The sequence below is a fragment of the Maribacter cobaltidurans genome (genome assembly GCF_002269385.1).
Taxonomy (GTDB): domain Bacteria; phylum Bacteroidota; class Bacteroidia; order Flavobacteriales; family Flavobacteriaceae; genus Maribacter; species Maribacter cobaltidurans.
The window spans coordinates 2,874,517-2,900,000 of sequence record NZ_CP022957.1; the positions used below are offsets into that span (position 1 = coordinate 2,874,517).

At 40.4% G+C, this 25,484-nt stretch carries 16 protein-coding genes, 2 tRNA genes and 2 rRNA genes (1 of these 20 running past the window's edge); 10 read left to right on the forward strand and 10 right to left on the reverse strand.

Annotation, left to right across the window (positions count from 1 at the left end; genetic code table 11):
* Window positions 1–159: 159 nt before the first annotated feature.
* The 6 genes from CJ263_RS12710 to CJ263_RS21125 form a co-directional block, all read right to left on the reverse strand.
* Complete coding sequence (locus CJ263_RS12710; protein WP_094997620.1) at window positions 160–2,649, reverse strand: zinc-dependent metalloprotease; 2,490 nt, start codon at window positions 2,647–2,649, stop codon at window positions 160–162.
* 189 nt (window positions 2,650–2,838) lie between these two features.
* On the reverse strand, window positions 2,839–4,269 hold the full coding sequence (locus CJ263_RS12715; protein ID WP_094997621.1) for an SLC13 family permease: 1,431 nt from the start codon (window positions 4,267–4,269) through the stop codon (window positions 2,839–2,841).
* 121 nt (window positions 4,270–4,390) lie between these two features.
* On the reverse strand, window positions 4,391–6,082 hold the full coding sequence (lysS, locus tag CJ263_RS12720; protein ID WP_094997622.1) for a lysine--tRNA ligase: 1,692 nt from the start codon (window positions 6,080–6,082) through the stop codon (window positions 4,391–4,393).
* Between the two features lie 39 nt (window positions 6,083–6,121).
* The gene (locus CJ263_RS12725; RefSeq protein WP_229702357.1) at window positions 6,122–6,856 is read right to left on the reverse strand and encodes an SGNH/GDSL hydrolase family protein; all 735 of its coding nucleotides are present in this window, start codon (window positions 6,854–6,856) and stop codon (window positions 6,122–6,124) included.
* A 39-nt stretch (window positions 6,857–6,895) separates the two neighbouring features.
* A complete protein-coding gene (locus tag CJ263_RS12730; protein WP_094997623.1) occupies window positions 6,896–7,456 on the reverse strand; it encodes a thioredoxin family protein in 561 nt (186 codons plus the stop codon).
* Window positions 7,457–7,569: 113 nt separating this feature from the next.
* Window positions 7,570–8,613, reverse strand: coding sequence for a response regulator transcription factor (locus CJ263_RS21125; protein ID WP_199768147.1), 1,044 nt, complete (start codon window positions 8,611–8,613; stop codon window positions 7,570–7,572).
* 93 nt (window positions 8,614–8,706) lie between these two features.
* Between CJ263_RS21125 and CJ263_RS12740 the strand changes: the two genes are divergently transcribed.
* The 3 genes from CJ263_RS12740 to lipB are packed head-to-tail and all read left to right on the forward strand — an operon-like array spanning window position 8,707 to window position 10,356.
* On the forward strand, window positions 8,707–8,862 hold the full coding sequence (locus CJ263_RS12740) for a YqaE/Pmp3 family membrane protein (RefSeq protein WP_010518549.1): 156 nt from the start codon (window positions 8,707–8,709) through the stop codon (window positions 8,860–8,862).
* Between the two features lie 12 nt (window positions 8,863–8,874).
* Entirely contained in the window at window positions 8,875–9,612 is a 738-nt protein-coding gene (locus tag CJ263_RS12745) for a hypothetical protein (protein ID WP_094997624.1), read from the forward strand.
* A 27-nt stretch (window positions 9,613–9,639) separates the two neighbouring features.
* Window positions 9,640–10,356 carry a lipoyl(octanoyl) transferase LipB gene (gene lipB, locus CJ263_RS12750; RefSeq protein WP_094997625.1) on the forward strand — a complete coding sequence of 239 codons (717 nt, stop codon included), beginning with the start codon at window positions 9,640–9,642 and terminating at the stop codon, window positions 10,354–10,356.
* A 30-nt stretch (window positions 10,357–10,386) separates the two neighbouring features.
* On the opposite strand, the gene CJ263_RS12755 is transcribed toward lipB, so the two are convergent.
* The 4 genes from CJ263_RS12755 to CJ263_RS12770 form a co-directional block, all read right to left on the reverse strand.
* Window positions 10,387–11,085 (reverse strand): TapB family protein, encoded by a 699-nt coding sequence (locus tag CJ263_RS12755; RefSeq protein ID WP_094997626.1) that lies wholly within the window; start codon window positions 11,083–11,085, stop codon window positions 10,387–10,389.
* A 15-nt stretch (window positions 11,086–11,100) separates the two neighbouring features.
* Entirely contained in the window at window positions 11,101–12,432 is a 1,332-nt protein-coding gene (locus CJ263_RS12760) for an OmpA family protein (RefSeq protein ID WP_094997627.1), read from the reverse strand.
* A gap of 136 nt (window positions 12,433–12,568) precedes the next feature.
* Complete coding sequence (locus CJ263_RS12765; RefSeq protein ID WP_094997628.1) at window positions 12,569–15,037, reverse strand: ribonuclease HII; 2,469 nt, start codon at window positions 15,035–15,037, stop codon at window positions 12,569–12,571.
* A 28-nt stretch (window positions 15,038–15,065) separates the two neighbouring features.
* Entirely contained in the window at window positions 15,066–15,659 is a 594-nt protein-coding gene (locus CJ263_RS12770) for a ribonuclease HII (protein WP_094997629.1), read from the reverse strand.
* A 214-nt stretch (window positions 15,660–15,873) separates the two neighbouring features.
* Here CJ263_RS12770 and CJ263_RS12775 point away from each other — a divergent pair, with 214 nt between their 5' ends.
* From CJ263_RS12775 to CJ263_RS12805, 7 genes are all read left to right on the forward strand, one after another.
* On the forward strand, window positions 15,874–18,927 hold the full coding sequence (locus tag CJ263_RS12775) for a SusC/RagA family TonB-linked outer membrane protein (protein ID WP_229702358.1): 3,054 nt from the start codon (window positions 15,874–15,876) through the stop codon (window positions 18,925–18,927).
* A gap of 13 nt (window positions 18,928–18,940) precedes the next feature.
* Window positions 18,941–20,320 (forward strand): RagB/SusD family nutrient uptake outer membrane protein, encoded by a 1,380-nt coding sequence (locus CJ263_RS12780; RefSeq protein ID WP_229702359.1) that lies wholly within the window; start codon window positions 18,941–18,943, stop codon window positions 20,318–20,320.
* Between the two features lie 236 nt (window positions 20,321–20,556).
* Window positions 20,557–22,428, forward strand: a complete 1,872-nt coding sequence (locus CJ263_RS12785; RefSeq protein ID WP_229702360.1) for a putative porin — start codon at window positions 20,557–20,559, stop codon at window positions 22,426–22,428.
* A 428-nt stretch (window positions 22,429–22,856) separates the two neighbouring features.
* Window positions 22,857–24,381, forward strand: a 16S ribosomal RNA gene (locus tag CJ263_RS12790).
* Window positions 24,382–24,537: 156 nt separating this feature from the next.
* Window positions 24,538–24,611 (forward strand) — tRNA-Ile (locus CJ263_RS12795).
* Between the two features lie 184 nt (window positions 24,612–24,795).
* A tRNA-Ala gene (locus CJ263_RS12800) sits at window positions 24,796–24,872 on the forward strand.
* 142 nt (window positions 24,873–25,014) lie between these two features.
* A 23S ribosomal RNA gene (locus CJ263_RS12805) occupies window positions 25,015–25,484 on the forward strand; it runs 2,363 nt beyond the window's last position.
* The 16S and 23S rRNA genes sit together here with 2 tRNA genes alongside, the layout of an rRNA operon.

Sequence of the window (25,484 nt, forward strand, 5' to 3'; positions counted from 1 at the left end):
TTTAATTATATAACTAAACTATAAAATAGAAACGTAGGAAAATACATATTGTTGTGTAAAGGCCTTTTTTTGATGTTAAATAGTGTTTGTTTGTTGTGAAATCCTAAATTTGGACGGATTAAGTTTGCATTTCATCGATATAAGCAAAAAAAACAAGTTTTATTCCGGGTTTAAAATGTGGTCAATTCGCTCTTCTATATCCTGCAAATGATACCTGCTCATTCTATCTGAAACACCGCCAATGGCATTTCTTATATTTCGTTTCAAAATATTCAATTCTGCCCGGGCTACTGAACGTATATCCGATTGGCTGGTGTTTACCGCAGTAGACTTTCTATACCCGCCAAAATCCGGCAACTTTTTCTGGTTTTCTGCGGTCATTAAATAGGCCAAACGGTCTATGTAGGCTTTTTGCAAGTTCCTTCTATAGGTATCTATCTTTTTACCTGTTGAAAGTTCGGACCAGATTCCTTCTCTTAAATCGTCCATCATTTCCACCAAGGTATAGGCATCGTTGCCGTTCGCGGCTTCATTTTCTACCAAGCGGGCCATTTTGCCTAAGCTCAAAATATTGTTTAAGGTGCGTTCTTGAATGGCACGGATACGTTCCACAAATCCCGAGTATTGAATTTTGCCAAAAATGTCCTGATCCAATAACCACTCCGGAGTCTGAAAAAGTTGCTCCTGCAAAAATTTCATACAATTTTCTTGATGCTCGGCATCTACATGGGTATAAACCGCCCCTTCTTGGTCATAGGTCTTATGGTGTTCGTAGACCCCACCAATGTTGTTGGACACGTGTCCCATATATCGATTGTACTGGGCAATTACCTGTCCGTACAATGTTTCCAAATCGTCATAATTTTTACCATCTTCTTGGGTCCATTCCATGAGTTTGGGAACAATACGTTTAAGGTTGGCAATACCGTATGCACTGGCCTTTATGGCGTTATCCCCTAAATCCTCGGTTTGGGAACTAGGGTCAACGATGTCACCTACTTGTTGGTGACCAAAGCGATACATGGGGTCACCTGCATGTTCTAAAATCCATTCGTCCAAAATGGGTTTCTCTTCCTTGGCTTCGGTATCCAAAATAGGTTTGTACCCCCATTTAATGGCATACTTGTCATAAATTCCAATATTCGGCATAAGGGCAACACCATCATCACCGGGCTGGGCTACATAGTTGAAACGAGCATAATCCATGATTGAGGGTGCCGTACCGTACTTTTTAGTAAAACTGGCCGAACGCAAGGAATCTACCGGATAGGCAACACTACTTCCCATATTGTGCGGCAAGCCCAAAGTATGCCCTACCTCGTGCGAGGATACAAAACGAATTAACCTTCCCATGACATCTTCATCAAACTTCACATCTTGGGCAGACGGATTAATAGCGGCCGTTTGGACAAAGTACCAATTTCTCAAAAGGCTCATAACGTTGTGATACCAATTGATATCGGATTCCAATATTTCACCGCTTCTCGGGTCGCTCACATGCGGACCATTGGCGTTGGGAATAGGGGAGGCCAGATATCTTACTACCGAATACCGTACGTCCTCGGGGGACCAATCCGGGTCTTCCTCCGGCGTAGGTGGGTCCTTGGCTATAATGGCATTTTTGAAGCCAGCTTCCTCAAAAGCTACCTGCCAATCTTCAATACCTTTTTTTATAAAGGGAACCCATTGCTTTGGAGTTGCCCGGTCTACATAATAGACAATTTGTTTTTTAGGTTCTACCAATTCGCCGTTTTTGAACTTTTCCAAATCTTCGTCCTTGACTTCCAATCTCCAGCGGTCCAAAAAAGTTACGGTTTTACTCTCTTGAGCATCCAGACCATAATCTACTTGGCCTCTTGCAAACCAGCCCACGCGCCGATCAAAATACCTACGCTTCATAGGTTCCTTCGGTAGCAAGACCATGGAATTGTTTATTTCAATGGAGATAGAACCAAGGCTGCCATTGCTAGGAGGATTGCCGGCTAAATAGGTTTTTACATGTCTTGCCTCCACATTTAAGGGGTAACTTCTAATGTTTTCTATAAAGCTTCGACTATCGTCCAATCGCGAAACCTTATACCTTTTCCTGTAGGATTCCGGCATACCAAAAGCTTTAGTGTCCTTGGTAAAGATGTCATCAACTTCGATAACCGTTGCAGGATTAAGGGAGTCCTTTTTAAAAGCTTGGATATCAAAAGCATAAAGAACGGGTTCAAAATTTGAATTCACGACAGCTTCATGCACTGGCAGGGAATCGGCAGCAACCACATCATGGGATACGACCCGTAACAACACCTTTTTGTCTTTCTTTTCCCATCGCAGTACTTGAGTATTTATTTTTCCTCCGCCAAAGCCAATGTTCGAAGCGGTTTTGGAAATTCGGCTTACCATTAGCATTTCCCTATTAAAAAGGGAATCAGGAATTTCATAGTAATGCTTATCGTCTACAACATGAACATCAAAGAGTCCGGTATCCGTTTTTGCCTCCTTGGTAATTACCTTGTCGTAAGGCTTTATTTTATCCTTACTTGTTTTTTCTGATGGACTTTCTGTCTTCTTTTTTTTCTTCTTGAAAATTTGAGCTTCAGTGGTTTGAAAGCTCAACATACAAACCGCCGCAAGTAGCGGAAACAGTAATTTTTTTGTCATTTATATCTTGGAATTTGGTCAATTTTTCAAAGAACCGAAAAATTAATTTAAAGGCTTGTTAATGAAATCATAAGCCTAAAATGTAACATTTTAATTTTTAAGACGTCTATAGAGTAGGGAATATCATTTTATAATTTCTGAATTAGTTAAGTATAAAGCCTTTGCATAAGCAGGGGCTTTATCTTTTGGCTAAAACAAAAAAGGAAGAATAAACTGAAACAAACCTATCAACAGAAGAACTGCAATTACATTTAATAAAAATCCGGCTTTGGCCATCTCATGCACTTTTATATAACCACTGGCAAATACAATGGCATTAGGCGGAGTGGCCATAGGGAGCATAAAGGCACAACTACTGGCCATGGTAATAGGGATAAGCAAATAAACTATTGGCAGCCCAAGACCAATGGCAATCCCTGCGACCACGGGAGCTAAAACAGCGACCAAGGCAACATTGCTCATCAACTCGGTCATAAAAAGCATTAGGAAAATCAAAAGCGCTGCTGTAAACAGTACACTAATATCACTTTCCGCAATAACTCCGGCCACCAAATCTACAATACCCGTAACCGACATTCCTTGTGCAAGTGCCAAACCACCTCCAAATAATACCAGGATACCCCAAGCCAATTTTTGAGTGTCTTTCCATTCAAGTATAAAGTCGCCCTTTTTTAGGTTAAAGGGAACGGCAAATAAGGCAATCGCGGCAAACATACTGATCATAGCATCGGACAATCCCAAAAATGGAAAAATAGAGTTTAGCACCGTTCTAAAAACCCATAGAAAAACGGTAATTCCAAAAATTGTCAAGACCATTTTTTCCTTCCCCGAAGTTGGACCTAACTTTTTGAGTTCGCCGTCTATAATGGTTCTTGACGCATTAAACTTTAAGGCCCCATTGGGAAATAAAAATTTGACCAGCACCAAATAACAACAGGCCAGCATTATAATGGAAAAAGGCAATCCTACGACCATCCATTTTAAGAAGGAAATCTCAATGTTATATTCATTTTCCAACAAACCGATCAAAACGGAATTGGGCGGAGTGCCAATTACAGTGGCAATGCCCCCGGCATTTGCAGAAAAAGCAATGCCCAACATTACGCTCAGCGCAAAATTACGGTCGCTTTTTGTAAATCCGTCCGCATCATGGATCAAAAGCTGAATTACGGACATGGCAATGGGCAGCATCACCACGGTACTGGCCGTATTACTGATCCACATGCTCAAAGAGGCCGTAGCAATCATAAAGCCAAGGATGACCTTATTGGGCGTTGTGCCAGTAATTTTTATAATGGTTAGGGCTATACGTTTATGTAGATTGACCTTTTCTAGGGCTAAGGCCATGACGAACCCACCGAAGAATAGAAAAACTATGGGACTCCCGTAGTTTGCGCCAACATCCTCCATGGGGATAATCTTGAGAATTGGAAAAAGTAATAGGGGTAATAAAGCGGTGACCGATATGGAAACCGCCTCCGTAATCCACCAAACAATCATCCAAAGTGCAACGGCGATGACTGCATCCGCTTGTTCGGATATCAAAGTACTTGGTAGGCTTATCAGTACAAGAAAAAGAAGGGGACCTAAAAAAAGTCCCCATTTTTTGCTTAGTCCCATGGGTTGGTATCAATGTGGCTCTAAGCTACTATTTTTTGAACGAACATTTAATTTTTTTTGAATGCTCGAAAAAAATCAGATATGATCTAAGACGCTTTTTCCTACTAAATAGGAAAAGGCGCTACTCTGCCAGAGCGACCAAAAGTTCATCATTTTCCTTTTGGACTTTGGCCAACTTTTGACTTGTTAAACCCTTTATTCCTTTGTCCCAAGCCTTGTTGCTTAATCCGGTTTGGGATTTTAGGGCATCCAGCAACATACTTTTTTCCTTTTTAAGGATATCGAATATAACCTTTTCGTTTTCGGTGAGCTGAACGGGTTTCTTCTCCGGTCTCATCTGAGGGAAGAAAAGTACTTCTTGGATAGATGAATTATTGGTCATTAACATGACCAATCGGTCAATACCTATACCTATACCGGAGGTAGGGGGCATACCATATTCAAGGGCACGTAGAAAGTCTTGATCAATGAACATAGCTTCGTCATCACCCTTTTCAGAAAGTTTCAATTGTTCTTCAAAACGTTCACGCTGATCTATTGGGTCGTTAAGCTCAGAATAGGCATTGGCCAGTTCCTTTCCGTTTACCATAAGCTCAAAACGTTCTGTAAGTTTTGGATTGTTCCTATGTTCTTTTGTCAATGGGCTCATTTCCTTTGGGTAATCAGTGATAAAGGTTGGCTGTATATAATGATGCTCACATTTTTCCCCGAAAATTTCATCGATCAATTTACCAACGCCCATGGTGTCGTCCACTTCAAGGCCCAGTTTTTTGGCAGTGTCGCGAAGCTCTTCCTCATCCATGCCCGAAACATCGATTCCCGTATGGATTTTAATGGCCTCCAAAATAGGAACGCGGGCATAGGGTGCCTTAAATTCTATTTCATTGTTTCCTACTTTGAGTTTGGTAGTTCCGTTGGCATCCATGGCCACTTTTTCCAATAGTTGCTCTGTAGTGTCCATCATCCAATTATAGTCCTTATAGGCCACGTAAAGCTCCATTACAGTAAACTCCGGATTATGGGTACGGTCCATACCCTCATTCCTAAAATCCTTGGAGAATTCATACACACCATCAAAACCACCAACGATCAAGCGTTTTAGGTAAAGTTCGTTCGCGATGCGCAAGTACAAAGGAATATTCAAGGCGTTGTGATGGGTTAAAAATGGTCTTGCAGCTGCACCTCCGGGTATAGGCTGTAAAATAGGGGTTTCAACCTCTAGGTAACCTCGGCTGTTATAGAATTCACGAATACTGTTGGTGATTTTTGTTCTTTTTATAAACGTTTCCTTCACTTTTGGGTTTACCACTAAATCCACATAACGCTGGCGATAGCGCAATTCGGGGTCATTGAATTCATCATACACCTTGCCTTCGGCATCTTGTTTTGGGAGGGGTAATGGTCGTAATGCCTTGCTGAGCATTTTAAAATTCTTGACCATAACCGTCTTTTCACCTACTTGTGTGGTGAACAATTCGCCTTCCACACCAATGATATCACCAATATCCAGTAATTTTTTGTAAATCTCGTTGTATTGGGTCTTATTCTCTCCGGGGCAAATTTCGTCTCGATTGAAATAGACCTGTATGCGCCCTTCACTATCCTGAATTTCGGCAAAGGATGCTTTTCCCTGTATTCTACGGGACATCAATCTACCGGCCAAGGTGACCTTTTTACCTTCCTCATATCCCTTTTTAATGCCTTTGGATGTGGTATCTACGGGATACAGTTCAGCAGGATATGGGTTGATGCCCAACTCCCTTAATTTCGTCAACTTCTCTCTTCGTATTATCTCTTGTTCCGATAACTGCATGATGTCTGATTTAAAGCCGCAAATATAGGCAAGAATGCCTTAATCTTTAAATCGTTCAAGTACAAAAGGAAGGATACGTTCCACAAATTTTCCATACGCCTGTCCAGAAGGATGAAGGCCATCCGGTGCAACCAATTCCGGCTGGTCCAAACCTTCTCGGGTTATATCGGTTATGTCAACAAAGCTTATATTGAAATCGCTAGCAATGGATTGGGCAAATTCATTGTACTTATCAATTTCTGTTGATATTTTATCCACATCGCTTGTTTGGCCAAAGGGAGTGTGGGCATAATTTGGAATGGAGATGACCCACACCTTTGCAGTATCACCATCCACAAAACCTAGGGCGGTCCGCAATAGTTCTGGAAATTCCTTTTCATATTGCCCAAAAGGTTTGTTCTGATATTGATTATTGACACCAATTAATAGGGTGACCAAATCTTGAGGTTTGTCTATTCTTGTATTCGCAATGCCATTTTGAAGGTCATCGGTTCTCCATCCGGTTCTAGCTATAATTTTTGTTTCAATATTGATATTTAATTCGCTTTTCAACCTGTTAGAAAGTTGAATGGGAAAACTTTGTTCTGCCGGAACACTTTCTCCAACGGTATAACTATCACCCAAGGCCAAATAATTGAAACCGTTTTTCTCTTGTAAATTTTTTTCTTCAGAGGTATCTGGTAGCAGTTCATTCTCATTTGCAGTACAATTAAAAAGTAATAGAATGAGTATGATGATCTTAAAAGTGTTCATATCCGTAATTTGTATTTTCATACCCTAGATACGAAATATTTCGATTACGGTTTGTCATATTCAGTCGAAATGTAGTGAGGTCGCCTTGTTGGGAACATAGGAATTACCTTGGATAATGGCCAAAATATCCTCTTCTAAAGTTTTATTTGGAGTCTCTATGATACGGTTTACCTCTCTTCCATTTTTGTAAAATATTATTGTAGGTACCCTCAAGATTTGTAACCCCCATTCCTCTCCGGTCGGACTTTTTTTATAATGGTCCTTTCTAACATCAACCGCAACCATCTGCAGTTTTTCCATGGGAAATTTAGCATGTTCCAGAATTTTAAGAAACCTGGGAACTTCCCTCCTACTATCTCCACACCAAGTTCCCATAAAAAGTTTGATGTGATAGGTTGATAGTTTTTTGGAAAATTTGGATATCGTATTTGTGTCTAAAGTATAATCATCATAATTTTTCTGAAACCAAGGATGGTTTGTGGATTGGGTCAACCCGGCTTTATTAAATTTACCTACAAGTATTTTTTGATTGTTGTTGAGAACTATTTCCTTGTTAAGGGATTGGGCAACGAGTAAGCTTGAAGAGCATAAAAGCATGATAAAGGTCACTAAGGTTTTCATGATGTATATTTTTAAAAATGAAAACCAAAACTGAAGAAAACGTGATTGTAAATAGGAGATTTGAGGTTGGAAAAAGGGACTAGACCCTGGGTGGAAAAATTAAATCTATAGGATTAAAGCCCTTTTAGTTGATCTCGGGAATGGACATTCAACTTTTTATAAATGTTATTGATATGGCTTTTTACGGTACTTACTGAAATAAATAGTGTGGATGCAATCTCCTTGTTGGACAAACCTTGGTTGATAAGGCTTACAATTTTCTCTTCCTGTTGCGATAGCGCCTCGAACAAACTTCTTTCTTTATTATTGACCAGTAGGCGTTTTGATTGCCATAGATACATATTGAAAATAAGGGAAATTAAGAGCAGGGCGCCCAAAAGGATAATCCATGAAAAGCGGTTTTTATTTTGAGGGTTTCCTAAAAGGGAAAAGGCTTCAATTTCTGCCTCAAATTGTTTGGTAAAAGAAGCTGAAGGATATACTTTACTTAATCTCTTTTGTAGTTCTAAATAATAATCATTGTCTTGAAGGTCCTTTGTAAAGTACTCGTACGATTCGTTCTTTCTATCCGAAAGAAATTGATAGATATACAATTCGGATAATGGCTCATTTAGGGTTTTGCCATAATCCTGTAATTTATTGAACCATTTTTTGAAGTTCAACCGCTCGTTGGCATCGCTCCTAAAACTTGCAAAATCAAAGGCCATTTCATTGAAAAGTCCATCAATTTTTAAAATATCCGCAGACGCGCTATTGGTAGACGTCAAATCACAAAATATTTCGTTGTTAAAAGTAGTAGGGAAATATATGGTGTCCTTGGCATTGGCAATGAATAAAATACTTTTTGTATTGACACAATTGCCAAAGAAATGATTTTCATTTACGGTTTCGGAGCAATCATCGATATGTATTTTATACATCCTGTTTTCTTCCAGTAGATTGTCGCCTTCAAACTCAAAGTAACCAGTGGAGTCCGTAACCGTTTTTTTTAGAATTTGCTCCAAATAGGTTCTGGATATTTTTCTATAATCCTCGATAACGGAAAGATATACCGTTTTTCCTGCAATAGAATCTGAAATATGGCCACTGAAATTGTATTGCCCAAAACCGGCCAAGGAGGAAAAAAGAAAACATATGGATGTTATAAATTGTTTCAAGATGGTTCTCTTTATCGTTAAAAATAAAGGATTCTGTAACAAATCAGGTAATTTAGCAACTAATAAGTACATCAATCAAAATCAAAAATCAAAATGAGTTTAATACGTGTCTTATTGGCTATTTTATTTCCCCCTTTGGCCGTAATAGGAAAAGGGTGTGGATCTTTTCTAATTGTATTACTTTTAACTTTTTGTGGATGGGTGCCCGGGGTTATCGCTGCTTTGGTTATCTTGAACAATCCAAACTAAACAAAAAACGAAATGGGATTTAAAAAGGTATTTTTCGCTATATTCCTTACGGTATTTTTCATCGCATGTAATTTTACGGAGGAAATTCACCTCAATAAAGATGGATCCGGTAAAATGAATATCGGCTTTGATGGCAGTGAAATGCTGCAGATGATTCCTGCGTCGGACAGTCTATCGACCAAGGAGGTCATAGATTCCACCTTGGTGTTTAAGGATTTTCTTAGAGAAAAGAAAGACAGTATTGCCCAACTTCCCATAGAGGAACAGGAAAAGCTAAAAAAATTGGAGCCATTCAGCATACATATGGTTGTGGACGAGCCCAATGGTGTTATGAATTTTGATATGTTCTCTGACTTTAAGAATGTTTCCGATGTAAACGACGCTTTTAACGCCTTTCAAAATGCCAGTACCATTGGACCCTCTGCAGGTGACGCGAGCATGCCCAAGAAATCGAGTGACGGAGCTACCCAAGTATCCTATAGCTTTAACGGGAATAAGTTTGTCCGTGAAACGGAAATTAAGGATATGGAACTGTTCAAAAAAAGTTTGGATAGTTTGCAGAGTGCGGAAATGTTTTTGGGCGGTTCTACCTATACGTTTAAATATCACTTTCCTAAAAGAGTGAAATCTACCAATGTTGAAAAAGCCACTTTTTCCATGGATGGAAAAACCATGATTTATGAAGTTAATTTTCTGGACATGCTAAAAGACCCAGAGTCCATTAAGATTGAAGTAGAGTTAGAAAAATAGGATAAGCCCTTTTCGTATCTTTGCACCATGAACAAGAAGGTGATTTTACAGGATCTGGGACAAAAGGATTATAAGGATACATGGGACTATCAAGAATTTCTTTTTCAACAAACGCTCGATATAAAAATAAGGAATAGGAGAGAGGAACTTGCTCTTGAAACCCCCAACCATTTTATTTTTGTGGAACACCCTCACGTATATACCTTGGGCAAAAGTGGGGATATTCAAAATCTGTTAGTGGATGAGAAAGAGCTGGATGCCAAGGGAGCTAAATTTTATAAAATAAATAGGGGAGGGGATATTACCTATCATGGCCCGGGACAGATTGTGGGCTATCCTATTCTGGACCTGGAAAATTTTTTTACGGACATACACAAATACCTTCGTTTATTGGAGGAAATGGTCATTTTAACTTTGGCTGAATATGGACTAAAAGCCGAACGCTCCAAAGGAGAAACGGGTGTTTGGTTGGATGTGGGAACGCCCTTTGCCCGTAAGATATGCGCCATGGGCGTGCGTGCTTCCCGGTGGGTGACCATGCATGGTTTTGCTTTAAACATTAATGCTGATTTGGGTTATTTTGATATGATGATACCTTGTGGCATTAAGGATAAAGCCGTGACCTCTTTAAACGTTGAACTGGGAAAACTCAAGGTTGATGTGGATGAGGTAAAGGAAAAACTGCTAAAGCATTTTGAAGTTCTTTTCGAGGCTGAATTAATAAAACAAAAAGCCTTGGTCTAGACCGAGGCTTTTTGTTTTAATACGGAAAAATTATTTGCTGTATTTTGTAAGTTCCATACGGCTCATAAGTTTGCCATTCTTTCCGTAGGATTCCTGTTTTATCATTCCTACACCTTCTGAAATCCAAACCTTATTGCTCATTTCCATATTGGCCATCATTACTTTGGATTTGCTTTTTTCGGTAATCAAATAACATTCAAAGGTACCTGCTGGCGTGGTAACGGATTCCATTTTTTCAACTTTGCGGTCAAAGGTCTCCACATTGATGTTCATCTTCATCGCACCCATATCCATGGAGACTTTTACATTGGCATCGTCCAAGGTTTGACCGGCGGACAAGTCATTGGGAATTTCGATATCCGTACCCGTAATTTCCATCTCCATGCCCATGTCCTCATATTGTTTTCTCATTTCTGAGGGAAACAAGCTCTCATAATCTATTTTGACACCGGTACCGGTACAGGTAATATTATAATCGGATTCCAGAACATTTTTTCCCTTATCATCGGTATAGGTAAGTTTCATGGTTGCGGTAGTGTTACTACCCTCATTTTCAACGTTGGATACGACGTAGTCCGTAACCCCTTCTACCTTATCTTTTTTGTCGTACATGGTATATTGAAACGTGCTGCCCTCTTCCATGGGATAGTATTTACTACATGCATTTTGACCGAATAGCACTGAAGTGCCATAAAGGAAGACTAGGCTAAATATGATCTTAATTTTCATTTTTTTATAATTGTTTTAAATTTTGATAAATTCTACCCTTCTGTTTTGGGACTTTCCATCGCTTGTTTTGTTATCCCCTACAGGTTCTGATTCTCCCTTGCCATCCGTGGAAAGCCTACCGGCATCCACTCCATATACGGTAACAAGGGCATTTTTTACGGCTTCGGCTCGACTTTTGGAAAGCTTCATGTTCACATCTTCAGCACCATCACTGTCCGTATGGCCCACAATTTTGAGATTGATGCTGGAATCTTGTTCCAATACTTGGAAAATTTGTCGGATAACCCCCATGGATTCAGGTTTTAATTGGTCAGACCCCGAATTGAAAAGTATGGCGTTGGTGGATATTTTTCCTTCGGATAATAACTTTCTTCTTAGATCCTCTCCACCTTTGGCTACTTTTAGGTTAGTAATGAATACACGGTCCTTGCCGTCTTTTAGACCCTCAGGTTCAAATCGAATATAATTGAGTACCCCGCCTGGGGCGACCAATTTAGGTACATCCACGTACTTTGTCTCGTTCACCCATAACCTGAACCGCTGCCCATTGACTGCAATTGAAATATGCGGTTTGTTCATTACGGCTTTTCTAATATCGCTTTGAACATTGTTGTTGATTAAATTTTCATTATTGATTTTGTTCCAAATTCTAATGTCAATATCTGCATATTGCGCAAAAGGTAGTTTGACGTTGACCGAGTTTTTTCCAGCTCTATAGTAGTCGTAAGAATTTCCATCCTCAAGGTTCAAATTTAAAATTGCGGTACTTGAGGTTTGGTCATCCAATCCAAGGGTTAAAATGTCAAATTCTATCGTGTAATCTTCAGGAAGCTTGCTTATGTTTGGAAAGTATACACTACTTGATTTTATTTCAAACCATTTATCACTTGAATTGCCAACGGTTACTACCTCACCTGTTCCATTCGTATCCCATTTTGAGGGAAAATCGCCTACAAAGTCATTGGCAAAATCATCAAAGAACAGTTGTACATCTCCAGGAACAAAATCGAACTTACTGTAAACCTCTAGACTTTTTGGCCCTTCTGAAACGGCTTTTGGGGCGTTTCCTTGAGTATTTTTATTATTGGAGGAATCAACCTCAGAATCTTCTTTCTTTGGAACTGGGGAATTTCCTCCTTTCTTGGACCCGGGTTCCAAAATACTGTCCAGGGCCTGATCGGTTTTCTCCGTCGCCTCTTTATCTACCCTTCTTTCTACAGCTCTTTCGGCAGCTTTTTCCGCTCGTTTTCCCAACTTTTTAAGGAATTGTGCATTTGAGTCAGTAGCACAAAAAAATAAAATGACCGTCACCAAAAATAATTTTTGGGACCAATTCATGATTTTCATAATAGTGTAATTAGTTTTTATATTGGGCAAAAATTCGCATAATTCAATCTACTAAAATTAGCGGAAAAGTGGGTAAAATGCAATAGCAAATGTATGAGTGGTCACTCAGGGATTACAAACCTATTTGAAACCTGTATTACTGTATTTTATAAACCACAATGGAGTTCTCCTGGTCCTTAATTACCAACTCTGGTTTGTTGTCATTGTCCATATTGGCCATATCTATGGTTGAGGCTCCATATACCGGAAATCCTTCAATGGGTTCTGCTTGGCTATCAAATAGGTAGGTCTTTAAATTTTGAATATCCGTTACCGATACATAAATCTTATCATTCAAATAGAAAATGGTGGGTTTAGCATATACGCCTAAATCCAGGGTTACCTTTTTTCCCCGGATGGATAAAACATTATCGTTCATGATTACTAAAGTTCTGGAAGTAGCATCAAAACCATGGTCCGCGGTGAGTTGCAAATCAGATTTTTCAATTTTTCCCTTTGTGTCAATTTTGTAAAGTATTCCATGCTTGGAGGTAACTATGAATTTATTTTGGTAAACTTTGACCTCATTATCAGAAAAGGAAATTTTTTCAGGGACTCTCACCCTTACATTACCAACACGGTTTAAGATTTTCAATGTCCCGTCGGTCAACCTGAACACGATGTAATCATTGGTTCCTATAACAAAATGCTGGGGAGCCCCCAAAATATTGTCTTCCGCTTTGGTGTATTTAAAACCGGAAACAATCTTTCCATCATTGTTATACATAAAAACCCGGTCGCCCTGAGTTACTACAAATCGGTAATTTTTATTATTGGAATAATCAAAAACGGCCAATGGGTTGAGGTTTCCACCTTCATATTTAAAGGTAAAAGGGGCCACCTCTTTTCCGTTTCGGTCAATGATATAGAACCTATTGTTAGTGGTGAAAGCCAATTGATACTTGCCGTTTCTATAGATATCGACTTCGTGAATTTTGCCTTGAATAGGGCTTTCAAGTTCCTTTTTCCAAATGATTTTACCTTTATTTGTTATCAAATACAGCACATTGTCCTGGTCCTGAACGATAATATCCTTTCTATTTGTTCTATGATTGGAAAAAAAATGGGGGTTTAAATAAATATCCGCGTCCAATTGGGTCCTGAACATTTCCAAAGCGCCTGTTTTGTTGATGGTTTTCGTAATTTTTTTGATAAAATAATTGGTATGCAGGAAGCCATTGTCAGCTACGACTTGTGAGCCAAACAAATAATCGGATAAATTGGCCTTAACGAGTACGTCGGATAATACTCCAAGTCCCGTTTGATTAAGATTGGCCACAAACCCATTACTGTTTGAAACGGATAAAACGGTAGATTCTTCAGTAATAAGGTCCTTAATGTTCTCGAATAATAAGGTTTTATCAAAAGTCTGTCCACTTTTGTTTGAACTAATAAAGTTCTCAAGGATATCCATTGTTTCAGAAAAAACAAAGGTGTTTTCCATTACCGTTGCGAACTTTGGGGTAAAATCTTCCACAAGTGGATAGAAGCTTCGAAGAAGCAGACTGTCCTTAGTAAGTTCCTTGATTTCACTACCCTGATATTCTAAGGAATTGGACTGTATGTTGTTTACATAATCTGAAATATTTGCCGTGCCATAGGTTTTAAGAAGTACCAATTTTCCATCGCCCATTTGGCTAATTCCAATTTCCTCCACAGCGGAAAATATGGAGTCCCTTGTGGCCATTTCATTTAGGATTTGTTTCTGGTTCGCACTGAAATTTTTATAGTCCGAAAATGTAAAAGAGACAAATGAATCTAAACCACCTGGGACAATAGAAGAAGTTATGTTTGGAATCGGTTTGGTTTTGGAAAATAGCCCCAGATAATTTTGGAGGGAATCACGGGTGATGCCGATACCATTGAGAATCAGCCCATCATCATATAATGATATGTCTAACGAAAGCCAATCGGCATAATTGAATTCGTCAGCCTTTCTCTCTTTACCTAAAATCTTGTCAATTAAATCTTTACCATTATTCAGGTCCAACCAGATTTGGGCCGATTTGTTTGAATTTCCAACCTCATTAAACTTTATAAATTGTTCTTTGATAGGGGAAGGATTTTCCAAAGTGTTCCACACCGTTTCAATAGCAGATTCTGAGGAACCCACAATTTCCTTGTTCTGTAAAACCGCTGTATAAAAAACTTCACCATCAACATCGTATCTATTGAATTCCAGACGACCTTTACTGATTTTTTCAATGGTTTTGTTTATTGAGCTGTCCAAAACGATTTGGGGAAGGCTATCAGAAGGGATAAAAACAAAATCAAAATTGTTTTCCGGGTGGTCCATTAGGGCTATATAACCGGTACTTTGGGATTTTATTTGTTCTAATGGCTTAAGTCGCTCCGCCAATTGTGCTATTCCCTCGGAGTTCTGTAGTCGGGAAATGACTTCGTTCCCTTTTACATCTGATGTAAAGGTATCCATGCCGTTCACCTTGATAAGTATAGCGGTATTATGTGGTATAAGGGCTAGGGGGGGGGCGCTATTGTCCCTATCAGTAACGCAATTGAGAAAGAAGACGGAACCTAGAATTGTAAGCAGTAGCTTGATCTTCATGAAATGCCTTTTGGCAAATTTATACTTTTTATAGGTCTAGCGTAAGCTGTTCCGGCAAAAGCCTAAAACTTTTTCTGTGATATTTGGTTATCCCGTATTTCCTGATAGCTGCTCTATGCTCTTTGGTAGGATAACCCTTGTTTTGCTTCCAATTGTACATGGGGCATTCTTCGTGGATTCTTTCCATATAAGCATCCCTGGCGGTTTTAGCCAATATGGAGGCCGCTGCAATATTCATGTATTTTGAATCCCCTTTTACGATGCAGGTATGTGGTATGCTTTTGTAGGGTTTAAACTTGTTTCCGTCTACTACGATGTGTGGAGGTGTTTGTCTAAGTTGGTCTATCGCCTTGTGCATTGCCAAAATTGAAGCGTTGAGAATATTGATTTCATCAATTTTCACTGGGTAAATATGTGCGACCCCATATGCCAAACTTTGGGTTTCAATAATTGGTTTTAATAATTCACGGTTCTTGCTTGAAAGTAGTTTGGAGTCGTTTAGAATTGTACTATGAAAACCCTCTGGTAGGATGACCGCCGCTGCCGTTACAGGACCAGCCAGACAACCTCTTCCGGCCTCATCTGTTCCGCATTCGTTAAAAAAAGTGTAATATCTATCCAAATTTTATGATTTTTTTAACTAAACTACAGTTTTAATACGAATAAACAAAAAGTTAAATATTTGAAAGGTTGTTGTTAAAAAATGCAAAAATTATAAAAATATAATAATTGGACCCCCATAATTTAACAGTTTTAGTTTTCGGGTTAAGAATAGCTTTGGAATAGTTCCTTTTTTTGGTCAATTTTGGCGCTTGCTAATTCAAAAACTAAAATCTATGAAACAGAAGTTTAGATGGATGCTTTTACCTTTATTGGTATTAAGCATATCGTTTTCCTATGCGCAGGAAAAAACAGTGTCCGGTACTGTAACGGACCAATCCAATTTACCGCTACCCGGGGTTTCGGTAGTAGAGGTAGGTACGACAAATGGAACCCAAACGGATTTTGATGGTAACTATTCCATTTCTGTGGAACAGGGTGGGCAGCTTAGGTTTTCCTACATCGGTCAAAAAACGGTAACAAGATCAGTTGGTGCTGGTAGTGTAATAAATGTAGAAATGGAAGAAGATGCCCAGGCTTTGGAAGAAGTAGTTGTAACGGGTTATACTTCCCAAAGACGTTCTGATATAACTGGTTCTATTGTAGAGGTTGATTCGGACAAATTATCTCAAATTATTGCTCCAAGTGTTGATCAAGCTTTGCAGGGTAATGTTTCCGGTCTTACCGTTTCGGCTACATCTGGTACACCGGGTTCTACAGCTAACATTCGGATTAGAGGTATCAGTTCTATTACGGCTGGTAATGAACCATTGTATGTAATTGATGGTGTTCCTGTTAGTAATGGAAACGTGGGGGCTAGTGGTGCTTATTCTTCTTTGTCTTCATTGGCAGGTTTGGATAATAACAATATAAAGTCCATTACTGTTTTGAAGGATGCATCTGCTACCGCTCAATATGGGGCACGTGGTTCAAATGGTGTTATCTTGATTACAACAAAAAGAGGTCGTGTAGGGGAGACAGTTTTCGAAGTCAATTCCAGTTATGGTTTTCAAAGAGATGCGATAACGGGGCCAGTCCCTTTAACGGCAGCGAATAGACTGGAACTCACCGCTGAGGCCTATTTTAATGATGGTCTTGCAGCTACAAAACAAGAAGCTATTAATGATTTGTTGGCAAGTGATTTTGCCGATTGGGATGCTGCTGGTAGGCCTGAAGCTCGTTGGGACGAGGCTGTCAGAAATGATGCTGCGTCGGTTCAACAACATAGTATTTCAGCTTCTGGTGGGGGAGAAGATCATACTTTCTTTGCTTCTTTAGGATATATGAATCAAGAAGGAACAGTGGTAGGGCCCTCTTTTGAGCGTATCTCAGGAGCAGTTAACTTTAGCAAGGATTTGACTTCCAATTTAACTTTTAGTTCAAACAACTCGGCTTCACATTCTTTACAGAACGCCTTTTTAGAGACAAGTGCTTATTTTGAGAGCCCAAGATCAGCTAAATTTTTCTTGTCACCCTTGAACTTGCCATACAATGCGGATGGCTCGTATAATTTATTTGGAGGTTCGTTGCCCAACCCATTATATCTTATGGATAATAATATTTATGAGAACAGGTTAACCAGAATTCTATCCAATAATTCCTTAAACTGGCAATTGACGGACAACCTTTCTTATGGAACAGTTTTCAATGTTGATTACCAAGGTTACAATTATAGAAATTACTCGAATAGAAATTATGGGTATGGTGAGCCTACTTCTGGAGACGCTGAGCAATTTGATAGGACTAATGTTTTTTATGTATTCCAAAATTTCTTTGATTATAAATTGGAATTGAGTGATAATCATATTTTTGATTTCAAAGTGCTGCAGGAATATCAGTCAAATCGTCGTTATTTCTTGGGTGGGTCCGGACAGAATTTCGCCGATGATGGTTTGTATAATCTTGATAACGTAGGAACCCCCAATTCTGTAAGTTCTAGCTTTACTGATTTTTATATTGCTTCTTACATGGGATTGGCTAAATATTCTGCCTTTGATGGTAAATATGTTTTAGACCTTTCCTATCGTAGAGAGGGTAACTCCAGATTTTCTCAAACGAATAGATGGGGTAACTTTTGGTCAGTAGGTGCTGCATGGAATATTTTTAAAGAAGACTTCCTTGCAAATTCTAACGTTGTTAATAACTTAAAATTGAGAGGTTCTTATGGTGTTACGGGTAATGCTAATATTGACTTAAACTTGTACCAATCATTATTTGGTTTTGATGCCGATTACGGCGGAGAAGGTGCTCAGTTTGTTGATACCTTTGGAAATCAAGATTTATCTTGGGAAACATCGAATACTTTGGATGTTGGTGTAGACTTCGCATTATTCAATAATGTTGTTAGCGGTAGTGTTGCTTATTTTAGCAGAACTTCCAAAGATTTATTGTTGAATGTTCCTCTCTCACAAACCACAGGTTTTGCCAGCCAATACCAAAATATTGGTGAGTTGACCAACAAGGGTGTGGAGGTTGATTTGAATTTTAACATTGTAGACACGGAAGATGTTCAATTCTCATTAGGCGGAAATTTTGCTACTGTTGAAAATGAAGTTACTGAATTACCGTTAGATCCAAACGGTGTTGAAAGAACAATTACTACAACTACAACAAGAATTGAAACGGGACATCCCGTTAGGGAATGGTACATGCCTACTTGGGCGGGTGTGAATCCGGAAACAGGTGCGGAGGAATGGTATGTTAATGGTGTAGACGGTGAAACAACTGCTAACTTTAACGATGCTGAGGCTGTCTTTCAAGGAAGCAACGCTGTTCCTACCTTTACAGCGGGTCTTAACTTTAATTTTAAGTATAAAAACTTCTTCATTAATGCCAACGGATATTACGCTGGTGGACATAAAATTTATGAAGGATGGCACCTATATTTGAATCAGTCCAATGCTTATCCTATTTTGGCATATAATGGTTATACATCCTTATTGGATAGATGGCAACAGCCTGGGGATATCGCTCGTAATGGAGCATTTACCACAGGGGCTACTCCATGGCAAAGAAACTCCAAATATTTATATGATGGAGACTTCATTAGACTAAGAGCGCTAACAGTTGGATTTGATTTGCCTAGAAGTGCTACGGATAGAATTGGTATTAATAGTATGAGATTCTTCGTTAGAGGTAACAATCTTTTAACTTGGGTTAAGGATGACAATTTATTATTTGACCCAGAAGTTGACGTAGACAGTCAAGGCGGGGATGTTACTCCAGGTGAAACAGGTCTAGAAACTCCACCTGCAAGAACAATCGCAGTAGGTGTAAATTTAAGCTTCTAAAAAAATGAAAAAGATGAAAATAAATAAATATGTAATGCTATTTGCGGCTGCAACCGCCCTAATAGTGACTTCGTGTACTACGGAGGATTTGGATCCAACGCTGGCTCAAAGTAAGAGTGTGGAGGGGAGTGTTACTCGAGTTGATAACTTGTATAGTATCTTGAAAGGTGCGCACAATACTTTAACAGGTGCTGGTTATTATGGAAGGGATATGATTGCTACTAATGAGGTACGTTCAGATAATACCTTTTCAAATGGTAATTCAGGTAGATTTACTACACAATCTCAGTTTCAATACAATTCCAATACTGGTTTTGTGTGGGATAATGTGTATACTTTACTTGCGGATGTCAATATTATTATAAATACTGATTTGTCCACACTTGAAGGTGACTTGGATTACGGAGCCCATATACAAGGTCAGGCTATGATTTTAAGAGCTTTAGGTCATTTCGACTTGTTAAGAACCTATGGACAGCAACATGCTGGAGGGGGGTCGTTAGGGGTGCCAATAGTAACTACTTTTAAAGGTGAGGATTTGTTTCCGTCCCGAAATTCTATCGATGAGGTAAAGCAGGCCATCTACTCAGATTTGGAAACTGCGTTTGGAATGATGGATTCATCTTATGATACCTCCAAAATTTTTGTGTCTAAGTACGTTGCTAAAGCCTTAGAGGCCAGGGTTGCTGTTTACTTTGGTGATTGGGACAGAGCGGTTTCTGCTTCTGAAGCCGTAATCAATTCAGGCTTATACTCGGTTATTGGAGCTGATGCCTTTGTGTCAAGTTGGACTACTGAGGGTGGAACTAATGTAATGTTCGAATTGGCATTTAGTACTGCTGATAACCGTGGTCCTGATGCCCTTGGATATATTTACAGATATCCTGCCGATGCACCCGGAGGTTATGGAGATATTCAGGTATTACCGGAAGTATTGGATATTTATGATGCTGGTGATGTACGTCTAGATATTTTTGGTTATCAAGATGGAGGCACTGCGCTTAGAAATATTGGTAAATATCCAGATACGGCTAATGGGGCAGATAATATACCATTATTCCGATACGAGGAGGTTATTTTGAACTATGCAGAAGCCTTGTTAGAAACAGACGGTGATGCTGTTACTCAATTGAACTTGATAGCTAATAATAGAAATGCAACTCCCTACACTTCTGTTACAAAGGATGACATTCTTAACGAAAGAAGAAGAGAGTTAATATTTGAAGGCTTCCGTTTTGATGACATGATGAGAACTGGTCAGTCAGCAACGGCTGTTGGTTCTGTGGGTAATGTGATTAGTACATTAAGTTACCCAAATAATTTGTTCGCTTGGCCGATTCCATTATCGGAGATGAATGCAAATTCAAATATGGTACAAAATGACGGATACTAATTAAGTATTCTTGGATTTCACATAAAAGCCCCAATTTTTGGGGCTTTTTTATTGCCTCAAACTTTCACATTTAGTTAGGAACAAAAAAATTAACTTTGTCCCCGAAATATTTGTGCATGAAGTTTCTCCTAGTACTGTTTTTTTTCTGTTTAACAAGCTCCCTTTTCTCGCAACAACCTGAGAAGGGTAAACAAGAACCCGACTCCCTAACGACCATAAGGCAAAAACCTAAACCAATGCCAAAGGGAAAGGCTAAAAGAGATAGTTTAAACGGGATAACTATTGAGGATTACAAAATAATCTCTTACTCTAGGGATACCACCTATTTGGACACAACACTAACTATTCAAAAGGAATATAAATACAATTATTTAAGAAGGGATGATTTTGAGTTAATGCCCTTTTCCAATATAGGGCAAACCTATAATTATCTAGGCGTTGATGTTGAGAGGGCCACCATGTATCCAGAATTGGGTGCCAAGGCTAAACATTTCAATTATTGGGAGGTTGAGGATATCAAATATTATAATGTAGCAACGCCAATGACCGACATCCTGTTCAAAACGACCTTGGAGCAAGGTCAATTGTTGGATGCCATGCTAACTTTCAATACCTCTAGGCACCTTAATTTCTCCATAGGGTATAAAGGACACCGTTCTTTGGGCAAATACAACTCCAATCAGATACAATCCGGAAATTTTACTACAACAACGAATTATCAATCCAAAAACGCTAGATACAGTCTTAGGGCACATATTGCTGCCCAGGACATCAAGTCCCAAGAAAACGGAGGACTTACCGATAAGGTGGCTCAGTTTGAGTCCGGTGACTCTGATTTCACGGATAGGCCAAAAGTGGATGTTCTGTTTGATGATGCTGATAATGTAGTGCTTGGCAAAAGATATTATCTGGATCATACGTATAAATTGATTAGAAAGAATAGGGATTCCAGTTATGTGGAAAAGACCTCGTTATCCTTGGGACATACCTTTGGTTATGAAACCAAATATTATCAGTTCATGCAATCTGCCGGTGATAGTTATTTTGGAGATGTCATTTTATCGCCAGTGAACGATAAGGCAAATCTTAAGACAACGTACAATCAAGTAAGCCTTGAGTTTTATAATAGGACCTTGGGGAGGTTGCAGGGCAATGTCAATATGTTCCATTATAATTACTTTTTCAACAGTGTTTTTTATTCCGAAGAAGGGCAGGAGATACAAAGTCAACTCAATGGAACGGAATTGGCATTGGGTGGAGAATATGAGAAACGCATAGGAGGTTTTGAATTGATAGGCTCTTTTAAGTACAATCTCTCGGGAGATCTTTCTGGAAATATCTTTGATGCTTCCGCAGCCTACAGTTTAAACGAGAGGAATCGATTACGGTTTCATGTGCACTCTTCTTCCAGGATGCCCAATTTCAATTTTCTGCTCTACCAAAGTGAATACCTTAATTATAATTGGCAAAATACGGATACCTTTAAAAAGGAAAGAGTCAATAGTTTGGAGCTTAACCTTGACTCGGATTTTTTTGGAAATATATCGGCCAAGTATACCAACTTGGATAATTATGCCTACTTCTCTTTGGGGCCAAATCCAGAGGTGGTTGAGGGGTCGGAACAAGCAAATATCAAACCCTTTCAGGAAGATACGGGCATTTCTTATTTAAAGTTAAAGTACGCCAAGGAGTTCAGATTAGGAAAGTTTGCATTGAACAACACGTTAATGTACCAAACGGTGTCTCAGGAATCCAATGTGTTTAATGTCCCCCAATTGGTCACTAGAAATACACTTTATTTCTCTTCAGATGTATTTAAAAAAGCCATGTATTTGCAAACAGGTGTCACCTTAAAATACTTTACTAAGTATAATATGAATGGGTATAACCCTGTTCTTGGTGAATTTTTTGTACAAGAGACGGAAGAGCTTGGTGGTTTTCCGTTGTTGGATTTCTTTATTAACGCACGCATTCAGCAAACAAGAATATTTTTAAAGGCAGAACATTTTAATTCTTCCTTCAGTGGATATAATTATTATGCTGCCCCAAATTATCCATATAGGGATTTTGTGATACGATTTGGTCTTGTTTGGAATTTCTTTTCTTGATTTTTATTCATTTTTAAAGTACTGTGATATAGGCAATTGATGTTTCCCTCATTTGAAGGATGATATAATACCAAATTGATTTACAAGTATTTACCCTTTTTATGGGTGTTTTTCCACTTTTTTCCATTTTAAAGTATCTGAAAAACAACAGGTTATAAATTAATTTAATTTTTTTTCGGTTTAACTATTGTAGAATCGAAAACGGTGCGTATATTTGCACCCGCTTAGGGGAATACCTAGGGTGAAGGAAAGGGAAACGGGGCGGAGGCCTTGTGGGGATTTCCGGATTGGAGTTCATTGAAATATTGTGGAGAGAGCCGCATTCCGAAATAGGGAATGTGGTGGTAGAGAAACATAAAGAATTAGATCGAGAGAATCGGGGCCGGGGAACAATTTCGGGAGTCGTTGGGACGAGTATATAAAGAACAACGATGAAGAGTTTGATCCTGGCTCAGGATGAACGCTAGCGGCAGGCCTAACACATGCAAGTCGAGGGGTAACAGGGAGCTTGCTCCGCTGACGACCGGCGCACGGGTGCGCACCGCGTATGGAACCTGCCTTTTACAGGGGAATAGCCCAGGGAAACTTGGATTAATGCCCCGTGGTACCACGACCCGGCATCGGGATGTGGTTAAAGCCTTCGGGCGGTAGAAGATGGCCATGCGTCCCATTAGCTGGTTGGTAAGGTAACGGCTTACCAAGGCTACGATGGGTAGGGGCCCTGAGAGGGGGATCCCCCACACTGGTACTGAGACACGGACCAGACTCCTACGGGAGGCAGCAGTGAGGAATATTGGACAATGGGCGAGGGCCTGATCCAGCCATGCCGCGTGCAGGAAGAATGCCCTATGGGTAGTAAACTGCTTTTATACGGGAAGAAAAAGGGGCACGTGTGCCCCACTGACGGTACCGTAAGAATAAGGACCGGCTAACTCCGTGCCAGCAGCCGCGGTAATACGGAGGGTCCGAGCGTTATCCGGAATTATTGGGTTTAAAGGGTCCGTAGGCGGGCCGGTAAGTCAGGGGTGAAAGTCTGTAGCTCAACTATAGAATTGCCTTTGATACTGCCGGTCTTGAGTTATGGTGAAGTTGCCGGAATATGTGGTGTAGCGGTGAAATGCATAGATATCACATAGAACACCGATTGCGAAGGCAGGTGACTAACCATATACTGACGCTGATGGACGAAAGCGTGGGGAGCGAACAGGATTAGATACCCTGGTAGTCCACGCCGTAAACGATGGATACTAGCTGTCCGGGTCCTTGAGGCCTGGGCGGCCAAGCGAAAGTGATAAGTATCCCACCTGGGGAGTACGTTCGCAAGAATGAAACTCAAAGGAATTGACGGGGGCCCGCACAAGCGGTGGAGCATGTGGTTTAATTCGATGATACGCGAGGAACCTTACCAGGGCTTAAATGCATATTGACAGGGGTGGAGACACCTTTTCCTTCGGGCAATTTGCAAGGTGCTGCATGGTTGTCGTCAGCTCGTGCCGTGAGGTGTCAGGTTAAGTCCTATAACGAGCGCAACCCCTACCGTTAGTTGCCAGCATGTCAAGATGGGGACTCTAACGGGACTGCCGGTGCAAACCGCGAGGAAGGTGGGGATGACGTCAAATCATCACGGCCCTTACGTCCTGGGCCACACACGTGCTACAATGGCAGGTACAGAGAGCAGCCACGTCGCAAGGCGGAGCGAATCTACAAAACCTGTCACAGTTCGGATCGGGGTCTGCAACTCGACCCCGTGAAGCTGGAATCGCTAGTAATCGGATATCAGCCATGATCCGGTGAATACGTTCCCGGGCCTTGTACACACCGCCCGTCAAGCCATGGAAGCCGGGAGTGCCTGAAGTCCGTCACCGCAAGGAGCGGCCTAGGGCAAGATCGGTAACTAGGGCTAAGTCGTAACAAGGTAGCCGTACCGGAAGGTGCGGCTGGAACACCTCCTTTCTAGAGATTGTCCCTTTAAGGGATAGTCCCCGACGGCTTTCGAAAGTCCTTCGGTCCCGTTTTTTCGATTTATGTTTTTGTTTTTCTTTACGAGGTTCTCCGCAATCATGATATATAACAAATACGGACGCGCCCCATGGGCGTTGAAGTAGGGACAGTCCCATAGCTCAGCTGGTTAGAGCGCTACACTGATAATGTAGAGGTCGGCAGTTCGAGTCTGCCTGGGACTACAAAGTAGGCCAAAGGTCCGACGAGAAGCCTGTGCTGAGCGCAGTCGAAATAAGTCTGCCTGGGACTACATTGCCCCGAGAGGGCCAACGTTCATTGAGATCGAAATATTGAAGGAAATTCTAGAAGTTGAGTAGTAGTTGGAGGTACTGACTACTGACTACTATATGCTAACTGCTAGTATATGGGGGATTAGCTCAGCTGGCTAGAGCGCCTGCCTTGCACGCAGGAGGTCATCGGTTCGACTCCGATATTCTCCACCAGGCCCTTATCGGGCATAAGTTCATTGACATATTGGAACAGGGAATACATTTGGTTTTTGCCAAGTGTATATACCTAAAAAGAAAGAAACACGAATCTTTATAATAAAGTAAAGAGTACGAATAGAATAGAACAAAAGGAAAGGCGACAAGCTGGAAAAGGGCGTATGGGGAATGCCTAGGCTCTCAGAGGCGACGAAGGACGTGATAAGCTGCGAAAAGCTGCGGGGATCGGCACACACGATATGATCCGCGGATATCCGAATGGGGCAACCCGGCATGTTGAAGACATGTCATGCCGTAAGGCAAGCAAACCCGGTGAACTGAAACATCTAAGTAGCCGGAGGAGGAGAAAACAAAAGTGATTCCGGTAGTAGCGGCGAGCGAAACCGGATTAGCCCAAACCGTTGTTGTTTCGGCAATAACGGGGTTGTAGGACCACGCTGTTCGAGATGTGATGAACTAGAACGCTTTGGAAAGAGCGGCCATAGACGGTGATAGCCCGGTATAGGCAAAGAGCATTTAGATAGTGGTATCCTGAGTAGTGCGGGGCACGTGAAACCCTGTATGAATCCGGCGGGACCATCCGCCAAGGCTAAATACTCCTGAGAGACC